Annotated in this window: 2 protein-coding genes; both read right to left on the reverse strand. The window is 71.1% G+C overall.

Annotation, left to right across the window (positions count from 1 at the left end):
• Nucleotides 1-418: 418 nt before the first annotated feature.
• Entirely contained in the window at nt 419-757 is a 339-nt protein-coding gene (locus V7026_RS11395; protein ID WP_334155491.1) for a helix-turn-helix domain-containing protein, read from the reverse strand.
• Nucleotides 754-1,596: a replication initiation protein gene (locus tag V7026_RS11400; protein WP_334155492.1), complete on the reverse strand. Its 843-nt coding sequence runs from the start codon at nt 1,594-1,596 to the stop codon at nt 754-756. The genes V7026_RS11395 and V7026_RS11400 overlap by 4 nt, the downstream gene beginning before the upstream one ends.
• Nucleotides 1,597-1,844: the final 248 nt, after the last annotated feature.

A 1,844-nucleotide genomic window follows, 5' to 3' on the forward strand; every position in this document is an offset into this window, starting at 1 on the left:
GGCCCCGCCGGGGCGAGGCAGCGGGGGGCCGACAGTCCTAGGGTCAGCAGGACGGGGGCAGGGGATCGGCTGCCAGGCGTCCGTGGCCGCGCCCGAACGATGCCATCGCGGATGACACGAGCACGACCAATTTCGGGTCACTGCCGTGGCGTGCGCTCGGTGACGCTCAAACTGCCGGGGACGTAGAGCGAAGCGATTTCGGGCAAGATAAAAGTAAGTATGGGCGTCAGCGCTAAGTGCTTGATATCACTAGGCTAAACGAGCCATATTTGCGGCGGGCAGTATGGCATTCAGCCATATCGCTTAGGGCCGGGCCGCAGGCCCGCTGGAATAGGCAAAAAAAAGCCCGCGAGGGGCGCTCGCGGGGTACGATTTGGGCTCGGAAGGGTGCTCGTTGAGCCGCCGCGATGGGCCGGGGTCACCCGGCCCTTTTTGCGTGATCGGGCGAGCCGAATAGGTCGCCGGTGTTGGGGTCGCGCTCTGTCCGTTTCTGGCCGCCGTCGGCCCATGCGCCGGTGGCCCGCTTGCCCAGCGCCCGGGCCGCCGATTCGGACACGCCCAGGGCCTTGCCGACCTCCGCCCAGGTCATGCCGGTGGCCCGCAGGCGGGCCGCCTTCTGGCGGATCTCGCGGCGGTGCTGGGTCCACCAGTCGCGGGGGGCCGCGACGTACCGGCGGACCGTTCGGGGCGACACGCCGAGCTTCTCGGCGACCTCACGGGCGGTCTTTTTGCGGAGCTGGGGGGTGCGGGCGGTCATAGCGATTCCTCGAGGGCCTCCAGGTGGCGGGCGTCGGACTTGGAGGCACGGGCGGCGCCAGACAGCTTGCCGCGGTGGCGCTGTGTGGCTGCGAAACGGGCATCCAGGCTGCGCTGGCGGGCCCAGACCCATCCGGCCACGCTCTTGGCCGTGTGGCGCACCTCGGCGACCGGCAGCGGCTCGGCGAACAGGTCGGCGTTGAGCAGCATGGCGCGCTCGAGCACGGCGTCGCGCCACGCCTCGAACGGCCCGCGCCTGTAGTCGCGGGCGTGGCGGTACGCCCAAAAGCGGACGCAATCGAACAACTCGACGTTGCGGCCTATGCCGGTGCGGATCGCCTCCCGGCGTGTCGGCAGGCGGGGCAGCTCGCGCACGTGCTCGGCGAGGTCGCCCAGGTCGTACAGCCGCGGCCCGTGCAGCGTGCGCCAGACGGGGTGCGTCGGCGTCTTGGCGAGCTGGCCGGTGTAGGCCAGGTCCGCGCCGAGCTGCCGTGTCATCCCGAGTTCGACGGCGGCGGCGTAGCGCATGGCGCGGCTCGCGTCCTCGGGGTCAGCCATCCGGACGGGGACGCGCAAGCCATACCACAGGTGCGCCGAGTCGTCGCGATCGCGCCGCGTCACGGTCAGCGTCGGGGGCGGTAGCCCGCCGTCCTCCCACGCCACCGCCGCCTGCGGCCGGTCCACGTCGTACACGAGCCAGAACCGCACCTGCGGCGCGTTCGGCTGGATGTAGGGGTGGCCCAGCGCGCTGCTGCGCGGGCGGATGCGGCGCGGCGCGTCCTTCGCGTCAGCGCAGTAGGGCCGCCGCGGCAGTCGGTCGAACAGGTCGTGTTGGAGCATGCGGGGCACCGGCTGCACAGGTCGGCCAGACGGTAACGCTACCTGCTCAGGCGCGCAAGTAGGAAATGAACCATAAATCAGGATCAGCGCCCGCAGGGCGGCTCTGGGCTGTTCTGCATCGCTGGTGGCGGCGGCGCGCCGGGCAGGTGTGGACGGAGTGTGGGCAAGGGGTGGGCGGCGCGTGGGCAGGCGCAGCCTGTCCACCGCCGTCCATGCCTTGTCCACACGATGGCCGAAGGCCACCGTCC

Source organism: Tepidimonas sp., from assembly GCF_036825565.1.
Classification (GTDB): domain Bacteria; phylum Pseudomonadota; class Gammaproteobacteria; order Burkholderiales; family Burkholderiaceae_C; genus Tepidimonas.

Excerpts from the sequence above, each read along its gene's own strand:
- V7026_RS11395 (WP_334155491.1), bottom strand. The coding sequence starts at position 757 with ATGACCGCCCGCACCCCCCAGCTCCGCAAAAAGACCGCCCGTGAGGTC.
- V7026_RS11400 (WP_334155492.1), bottom strand. The coding sequence starts at position 1,596 with ATGCTCCAACACGACCTGTTCGACCGACTGCCGCGGCGGCCCTACTGC.